Source organism: Actinomadura sp. 6K520 (genome assembly GCF_004349245.1).
In the GTDB taxonomy this organism is placed as follows: domain Bacteria; phylum Actinomycetota; class Actinomycetes; order Streptosporangiales; family Streptosporangiaceae; genus Spirillospora.
Genome location: NZ_SMLC01000253.1, coordinates 1 through 7998 on the forward strand (window position 1 = coordinate 1; position 7998 = coordinate 7998).

At 74.3% G+C, this 7998-nt stretch carries 5 protein-coding genes; 1 reads left to right on the top strand and 4 read right to left on the bottom strand.

The features are described from left to right. Both E1289_RS34805 and E1289_RS39935 read right to left on the bottom strand, forming a co-directional pair. Positions 1-869: serine/threonine-protein kinase (locus E1289_RS34805; protein WP_131987973.1), on the bottom strand; the 869-nt coding region annotated here is incomplete at its 3' end. Further along, positions 869-2941: a serine/threonine-protein kinase gene (locus E1289_RS39935; protein WP_243713363.1), complete on the bottom strand. Its 2073-nt coding sequence runs from the start codon at positions 2939-2941 to the stop codon at positions 869-871. The genes E1289_RS34805 and E1289_RS39935, both read right to left, overlap by 1 nt. Before the next feature lie 191 nt (positions 2942-3132). On the opposite strand from E1289_RS39935, the gene lysX reads away from it, so the two are divergent. Next, positions 3133-6543, top strand: a complete 3411-nt coding sequence (gene lysX, locus E1289_RS34815) for a bifunctional lysylphosphatidylglycerol synthetase/lysine--tRNA ligase LysX (protein ID WP_243713365.1) — start codon at positions 3133-3135, stop codon at positions 6541-6543. Here lysX and E1289_RS34820 read toward each other — a convergent pair. Then, entirely contained in the window at positions 6540-7013 is a 474-nt protein-coding gene (locus tag E1289_RS34820; protein ID WP_131987975.1) for a hypothetical protein, read from the bottom strand. The genes lysX and E1289_RS34820 overlap by 4 nt on opposite strands. Positions 7014-7113: 100 nt before the next feature. Next, positions 7114-7662, bottom strand: coding sequence for a hypothetical protein (locus E1289_RS34825; protein WP_131987976.1), 549 nt, complete (start codon positions 7660-7662; stop codon positions 7114-7116). Between the last annotated feature and the right edge of the window lie 336 nt (positions 7663-7998).

Genomic DNA, 7998 nt, shown 5'->3' on the forward strand with positions numbered 1-7998 from the left:
GGCGCGGCGGGTAACGTGCCGGACGCGGTCGGCTCGGCGTCGGCGAGGCCGGATGCGTGCCCCGAGGCGACCGCCTTCAGGGCCTCCTCCGCCCGGTCGCCGGTCAGCCGCCGGTCCGGGTCGCGTTCCAGCAGGCCGGTGAGCACGGGCGTGAGCGGCCCCGCGTTCCGCGGCGGCGGGACCTCCTGCGTGAGGATGGCGGCGAGGACGGCCATCGCGTCGCCGCGATGGTGCGGGGCCTTCCCCTCGGTCGCGGCGTAGAGGGTGGCGCCCAGCGCCCACAGGTCGGACGCGGGGACCGCGGGGGCGCCGTTCACCCGCTCCGGCGACATGTACGCGGGCGACCCGATGAGCAGCCCGGTGCCGGTGAGCGTGGCGTCCCCCGCCAGCTGGGCGATGCCGAAGTCGGTGAGGACCGCCCGGTCGTCCCCGGCGACCAGCACGTTGGCGGGCTTGACGTCCCGGTGCAGGATGCCGATCGCGTGCGCGGCGCGCAGCGCCCCCGCGATCTGCCGCCCGATGGTGGCGACCCGGCCGGGCGGCAGCGGCCCGTCCTCGTCCACGATGTCCTGGAGGGAACGGGCCCGTACCAGCTCCATGACGATCCACGGACGGTCGTCCTCGTCCACGACGTCGTGTACGGTCACGACGCCCGGATGGTTCAGCCGGGCCGAGGCGCGGGCCTCGCGCAGCGTCCGCCGGTGCCGGTTCTCGCGCTCGTCGTCGCCCAGCCCGGCGGGCAGCACGACCTCCTTCACCGCGACGTCGCGGTCGAGGGTCTCGTCGCGGGCCCGCCACACGGTGCCCATCCCGCCGCGTCCGACCACGGATTCGAGCCGGTACCGGCCGGCGAGGAGGCGGCCTTCCATCAGTCTTCCGCGGGCTCGAAGTGCCGGTAGACCGGCTGGAGTTCGGAGAACACCTTGTCCCACTCCTTGTCGGGGGCGCGGAGCAGGATGGCGTAGCCGTGCCCCTCGGTCACGAAGCCGCGGTTGAGGATGCGGACGCGGCCGCCCTCCCCGGCGTAGGTGAACTCCCAGTCGGCGGAGTCGTCCCCGTCGCCGGTGTCGGGCACCGGCGGCTGGTCGCCGGTCGGCCTGATCGCGATCCGCTTGTAGCCGGGCCAGCCGGAGCCGCCGCGCTCCTGCCGCCGCCAGTCGTCGATCGCGCTGTCGCCCGGATCGTCGGTCTGGTCGATCTGGAGGTAGACGTCTCGGTCGGGCGAGTAGAAGAAGTCGCCGCCGTTCTTACGCTCGGGCCCGCTCCATCCGTCCGGGACGAGCACGGTGTAGCCGCTGCGGTCCCGGTGCTTCTTGAAACCGGCGGGAACGCCCGCGCTCGGCGTGCCGCTGGGCCCGGTGGAGGTCGAGGTGGCGGAGACGGACGCGGTGGCACCGGTCGCCGGGGTCGTCGCCCCCTGCTTGCCGGCGTCCTTCTCGTCACCGCCGCTCCTCGCGAGCGCGATGCTCGCCACGAGGACGATCACGAGCAGCACCACCACGGCGATGACCACCACGTTGCGGTTGGACGCCAGGGCCGGGCGCCCGGTCGCGTGCGTCGTCGGCGGGAAGTGCGTCGCCGTCCCCCCGCCGGACCCCCCGTGGCCGGACGACCCGTGCTGGACGGCGCCGTGGCCGGATGACCCGTGCCCGGCGGGGACCGTCGCGCCGGCGGGCTCCGTCCGCGGGCCGGAGCGCCAGGACGAGACGCGGTCCGGATCGGGCGCCGTCTCCCCGGGGCCGGCCTTGGACTCGCCGCCTTTCCCGGAGTCGCGGGACTCGCCGGTCCTGGCCGCCTTGCCGGCCGGGATGTCGAAGCTGGTCAGCTGGTCGGGGCGGGCGTCCGCGGCGCCGGGCGCGGCCGGGGCGGCGGACCCGCGGACCGGGTCGACGCTCGTCGCGCCGCCGGGGTCGCCCATCTCCTCGGGGAGCGGCTGGTCGGGGGCGTAGGTCTCCGGGTAGGGCTCGGCGTACGCCTCCGCGAAAGGCTCCGCGTACGGGCGCGCCCCGTGCGATCCGCGCTCGGCGGGCTCCGGTGCCGACGGGCCGGGGGGCTCGTCCATGGGGAACTCGACCGCCATGGTGCGCTGCGTGTCCACGCTCTCCTGCCGGACGATGTCGTCCAGGAGGGCACCGGCCTCGATCGCGTCCATCCGCTCGGCGGGGTTCTTGCGCAGCAGGCCCTCGATGACCGGGATGAGCCGGCCGCCCTTCTCCGGCGGGTCGGGCTCGTCGGAGATCACCGCGATCAGCGCCGCCATCGGCTCGGAGCGCTCGAACGGCGACTTGCCGTGCAGCATGGCGTAGAGGGTCACGCCGAGCGACCACAGGTCGGAGGCCGGGCCGGCGGTCCGCCCGCGGGCCCGTTCCGGCGCGATGTAGGCGGGCGACCCCATGACCAGGCCGGTCTGGGTGAGGGTGGCGTCACCGGAGGCGGTCGCGATGCCGAAGTCGGTGAGCACGGCGCGCTCGCCCATCCGCCCGGTACCGGTGATCAGCACGTTGCTCGGCTTGACGTCCCGGTGCAGGACGCCCGCGTCGTGCGCGGCGTGCAGCGCGGCGAGCATCTGCCGGCCGATCTCGGCGGCGCGGCGGGTCTCCAGCGGACCGTCCTGCTTGATCACCTGATCGAGGGAGCGCGCCTTGATGAGCTCCATGATGATCCACGGACGGCCGTCCTCCTCGACGACGTCGTAGACGGTGACCACGCCGGGATGCCCGAGCCGCGCGGCGGTGCGGGCCTCCCGGAACGTGCGCTTGTGGTGGACGGTCCGTTCCTCATCGGTGAGACCATGCGGGAGGATGACCTCCTTCACCGCGACGTCACGACCGAGGACCTCATCGTGCGCTTGCCAGACCGTACCCATGCCGCCCCGGCCGACCTGGGTCACCAGTCGGTAACGGCGGGCGAGCAACCGCTCACCGGTGGGTTCACTTGGCATATCCGCGACCATATCGACTTTTGCTGACAACCTTGGAACGAGCGTGCAAGCCACTTCCCCCTACCCGTACGACGTCCGGCGTCACCCCGAGGTTCGCCACCACCGGACGCACCAGCTCGGATGGAAGCACGGTGGACGTGACAGCCGCCATTGACGACCCCGCCACACCCTCCATGAAGGGGTCCGTACCGGTGGCCTCCGCACCGGAGGGCCGGACCGCGAAGGGCCGCGCCGCGCGGGAGCGGACCATGCCCTGGGCCGACCGCTGGGCCGACCGCGGGGCCGGTCGCGGGGACGCGGCCGGACGGGACCCCCGGGGCGGTGGCGGTCTGCTGGGTGAGTGGGGACGGCTGGTCCGGTCCGCACCCACGATCTTCTTCTGGTACACCCGACTCTCCGGGATCCTGTCGCTGCTCGCCTGGGTGTCCCATGGTCTCATCCTCGAGATGGCCGACATCTGGGCGCTGCGGTGGCTCGGCTATCTCGCCTGGTTCCCGAGCGTGCCCGTCGGCCTCCTGTGGATCCTGCTGTCGATGGGCGTCCGGCGGCGCAAGAAGGCCGCCTGGCGGATCCTCGTCGTGGTCTTCTGCCTGCCGACCGCGGTGGGCGTCACCGCCGTCGCGACGGCGTTCCTCAAGCCGGACGAGCCGCTGCGCACCGGGCTGGTCGGCACCGCCGCCGCCCACCTCGCCGTCCTCGTGCTGCTGCTCGCCGCGCGGGGGCAGTTCACCACGCTGCCCGACCGCGCGAACCGCCGCCTCGCCACCCAGGTCTTCACCAACCTCCTCGTGGTGACCGGCGGAATCGGGACGCTCCTCGTCACCGTCACCGACCGGGACGACAACGGCGCCTTCTGGACGCACCCGCTCTACGCGATCTCCCAGACCGTCCTCGGGCCGCGGGTCACCGGCACGCCGATCAACGTCCACGTGCCGTTCTGGGTCAACGCGATCCTGTGGGTCCTCGGCACGGGGCTGCTGATCGTCACGTTCTGGGCGATGTTCCGGCCGGGCCGCCAGGACCCCGTCCTCGGCCCGCGGGAGGAGCTCGCGGCGCGGTCGCTGCTCGCCGAGTACGGCGACCAGGACTCCCTCGGCTACTTCGCGCTGCGCCGCGACAAGGACGTCGTGGTCGCGCCGAACGGCAGGGCGGCCATCGCCTACCGGGTCGAGGGGGCGGTCTCGCTGGCCAGCGGCGACCCGCTCGGCGATCCCGAATCGTGGGACCAGGCGATCGAGGCGTGGCTGGCGGAGTGCCGCGCGCACGCCTGGATCCCCGGCGCCGTCAGCGTCGGCGAGCGCGGCGCGCACGTCTACCGGCGGCACGGGTTCGACGCGCTGGAACTCGGCGACGAGGCCGTGATCGACCTCACCGGCTTCACCCTGGACGGGCGCGAGATGCGGCAGGTCCGGCAGGCCGTCCGGCGCGTCGAGCGGGCCGGGTACGGGGTGCGGATCCGCCGCCACTCGGACATCCCCGCCCGGGAGATGGCCGCGCTGGTCCGCAGCGCCGACGCGTGGCGCGGCGAGGAGGCCGAGCGAGGCTTCTCGATGGCGCTCGGCCGGCTCGGCGACCCGACCGACGGCCGCTGCGTCATGGTCGAGGCGTTCGACGCCCGCGGCGAGCTGCGCGGGCTGCTCAGCTTCGTCCCGTGGGGACGCGCCGGACTGTCCCTGGACCTGATGCGCCGCGACCGGCTCGCCGAGAACGGGCTGAACGAGTACATGGTCGCCAAGCTCGCCGAGCAGGCCGCCGCCGTCGGCGCGCGGCGGCTCTCGCTGAACTTCGCGATGCTGCGCTCCGCGTTCGCCCGCGGCTCGCAGATCGGCGCCGGCCCGGTCGCCCGCCTCCACTACCGGTTCCTGTCGTTCGCGTCGAAGTTCTGGCAGCTCGAATCGCTGTACCTGGCGAACGCGAAGTACCTGCCGGACTGGCGTCCCCGCTACATCTGCTACACGCAGAGCCGGCACCTCGTCCGGCTCGGCCTCGCCTACGCCCGCGCCGAGGGGTTCCTGCCCGACCTGAACCGGCCGAAGCTGGAACGGGCGGCCGCCATGGCACCCTCCGGCGACCTGGTCGACCGGGTCCGGGAGATCGAGGAGGCCGCCGCGGCGGCCCGCGCGCCGCGGCGCCGGCTGTCGGAGCAGGAGCGGGTCAGGCACGCCAAGCTCGACCGGCTCCGCGCCGCCGGGATGGACCCGTACCCGGTCGGGTGCGAGCGCACCGACGTCGCCGCCGGCATCCGGGAACGCTTCGCCGGTCTCGGCCCCGACGCCGCCACGGGCCACCACGTGGCCGTCGCGGGACGCGTCGTCCTCGCCCGCGAGCACGGCCGCCTCATCTTCGTCACCCTGCGGGACGAGACCGGTGACCTCCAGGTGATGCTGACCGCCGACGCGCTCGGCGCGGAGTCCCTGCGCCGCTGGAAGACGCTGATCGACCTCGGCGACCAGGTCGGCGTGGCGGGCGAGGTCGTCACGTCCAGGCACGGCGAACTGTCGGTGCTCGCCTCGTCCTGGCAGGTCGCCGCCAAGTGCCTGCGGCCGTTGCCGGACAAGCGGTCCGGGCTGTCGGACCCGGAGGCCCGCGTCCGGCAGCGGTACGTCGACCTCATCGTCAACGACGACGCCCGCAGGATGCTCCGGATGCGCGGGGACGCCATCGCCGCCGTCCGCGACGGCCTGCGCGGCCGCGGCTACCTGGAGGTCGAGACGCCGATGCTGCAGCCCGTCCACGGCGGCGCCGCGGCCCGGCCGTTCACGACGCGCATCAACGCCTACAACATGCAGCTCCACCTGCGCATCGCCCCCGAGCTGTACCTGAAGCGCCTCCTCGTCGGCGGTGTCGGCCGCGTCTTCGAACTGAACCGCAACTTCCGCAACGAGGGCGTCTCCCCCAAGCACAATCCCGAGTTCACGATGCTGGAGGCGTACGAACCCTACGGCGACTACGACACGATGGCCGCCCTCACCCGGTCCCTGGTCGTGGACGCGGCCCGCGCCGCCCTCGGCACCACCGTCGTCGTCCGCGACGGCGTCGAACACGACCTGGCCGAACCGTGGCGGGAGATCACCGTTCACGGGGCCGTCTCCGGCATCCTCGGCGAGGAGATAACCCCCGACACGCCGCTGACCACCGTCCGGTCATTCGCGGTGAGCCTCGGCCTGAACTTCGACCCGCGTTGGGGCCAGGGCAGAATCGTGCAGGGAATCTTCGAGGCGCTGGTCGAGGGGAAACTCACCGCCCCCACATTCGTGCGCGACTATCCGGCGGAAACGTCCCCGCTCACCCGCCCGCACCGCACCGAGCCGCGCCTCGCCGAGAAATGGGACCTCATCATCTTCGGCCTCGAACTCGGCACCGCCTATTCCGAGCTGATCGACCCCGTCCTGCAACGCCGCCGCCTCATCGAGCAGTCCCTGCGGGCCGCCGGCGGGGACCCCGAGGCCATGGAACTGGACGAGGACTTCCTGCGCGCCCTGGAGTACGCGATGCCGCCCGCCGGTGGCATGGGCATGGGCATCGACCGCCTGATGATCACCCTCACCGGCCGCAGCATCCGCGAGACGATCCCCTTCCCGCTGGCCCGCCCCGGCCCCTAGAGGCCGCGCGGGACGGCCCGGTACCCCTGCCCGGCCAGCCACCGCCGCGCCACGCCCCGCCGGGCGTCCTCCCCCTCGGGCAGGGCGCCCGGCGGGATCGGCACGCCCGCTCCCCCTTCGTCCATGGGGACGACATCGCCTCGCTCGACGTCCAGGACGTGGAACCCCTCGTCCATCGCCGCTGCCACCGCCCCGAGATCGACGGGCAGCCCGGCGAGCCCGGAGTCCCCCGCGATCTCGGCGGCCAGCTCGGCGTCCCCCGGCGCCCCACGCCGCCGGAGCTCCTCGGCGCACTCCCGGGCGAGCACCTCGCCCCCGGGCAGCCCCCGGGCGGCCACCGCGACGTCCCCGGCGTACTGGAGGACCGGCCGGAGCGGACGTCCCGCCAGCACATCGAGCCCACCGGCCCCGTCCCCCCGGTGGACGGCAGACCGCAACCGCGCCAGCGCTCCCTCGTCCCATCCACCCACCCAACATTTCTACCGACATCCACCGACACGGCGTGGCAATTCAGGCCGAACGGCATATGTGGCGCGGCGGACAACGGTCAGGAAACCCGCTCCGGCTTTCTCATTGCTCGGCGTCACCGCGGCCGGTCTGTTTCCGGTACATCTCGACGGCGTAGCGGAGCCGGGCGCCGACCAAAAGCTCCTCGTCCTCGGGGCAGCCGAGGATGCGGGTGACCAGCTCGATGAGCTGGTCGTCCGACAGGTCCGGCTCCCGCGCGGCGATGCGCCCGACGATCTCGACCAGCTCGGGCCGCTTGTAGGTGGCGATCGACTGCCCGCGCCTGACCTGCGCCGCTCCGGCCGCCGGTTCGCTCGGCCGCCCGCCGGGCGTGCCCCAGAGCGCCGGAATCTCCGAGGGGGGAGCCGCGGGTGGCGCCGCGGGGGGCGGCGGCTCCGCCGGTTCGTCCCGGCGAGCACGCCCCGGGGCGTCCAGCCGCCGGGGCGGCCCGGACGGCGCGTCCGACCCGGTCCCCGCGGGCGCCCCGCCCGGCGGCCGCACGAGGCGCGGCGCGTCCAGCCGCCGAGGCGGCAGTGCGGACCCGGCCGGTTCACCGGACGCGCGCCCCTCGCGATTCCGCGCGTCGAGCCGCTGCGGCGGCCCGTCGGCCACCGGCGCGGGTGGAGGCCTGCGCGGCGGTGTGGGCGGCGCTGGGGGACGCGGAGACGGGTTCCGCTCCCGCTCGCCCGGAGGCTGCGGCGGCCCGCCGGGGCCTTGTGCGGGCGGAAGCCTGCGCGGTCTCACCGGCGGCTCCGGGGTGCGCGGACGCGTGTCCTGCTCACGGTCGTCAGGACGTTTGGGGCCGCCGGTCCCTGCGGTGGACGGAGTGGTGGACGGAGTGGTGGACGGAACCTTGCCCGGCGCTCCGGGCGGTGTGGAAGGGCCAGAGGGGCGCGGTGGGGGGTCTTGGTTCCGCTCGTGCGGCCGGTGCGGCGGGCCGCCGCAGCC